General features: G+C 44.5%; 1 protein-coding gene. It reads right to left on the bottom strand.

Annotated features, from left to right (window positions below):
• Positions 1–321, bottom strand: a 321-nt coding sequence (locus tag IE182_RS32970; protein ID WP_442909456.1) for a hypothetical protein, incomplete at its 3' end; no start/stop codon positions are given.
• Positions 322–569 lie beyond the last annotated feature (248 nt).

The raw sequence follows: 569 nt of genomic DNA, 5'->3' as shown, positions 1-569 counted from the left end.
CGTGTGTGACTTTCCGTAAAAACTAATAGGCGGTATCAGCCCAAACCTATCTCCTATGACCTTATCCAGCATTTTCAGACTATCATCAATTACCCACTGCCGGGTTCTTCCTTTGCCAGACGGTCTAATCTGTGTCGCTATAATATTACCTTTTCCGTCCTCCGGCTCTTGCTGGAGACTGCCAGCCGGAAACAACTCCCGATAGAAATCATGAGGACTTACTTCCGGGTATCCCCTCTCCAACATAAGGGCTTCTTTCTCCCGATAAGCAGACTTCCACTCATACCCTCTTTTATCTCTCCTTTTGGTGTATTTTGCCATAGTCTTTTGCACCTCACTCCCTCTCGCCTTGACCGCTAATCTTATCAATGAGTTTTTTTTACCTTTTTCCGTCAAGTATAAGGGAGTGCCTTTTGAGTGTCAATATCTACACCTCACTCCCTCTCGCCTTGACCGCTAATCTTATCAATGAGTTTTTTTTACCTTTTTCTCTCAAGTATAAGGGAGTGCCTTTTTGGTGTCAATATCTACACCTCACTCCCTCTCGCCTTGACCGCTAATCTTATCAA

This window comes from Streptomyces cinnamoneus (genome assembly GCF_014650495.1).
In the GTDB taxonomy this organism is placed as follows: Bacteria; Actinomycetota; Actinomycetes; order Streptomycetales; family Streptomycetaceae; genus Streptomyces; species Streptomyces cinnamoneus.
The sequence above is the reverse complement of the archived record's forward strand: the minus strand, read 5'-3'. Positions and strand labels throughout refer to the sequence as shown.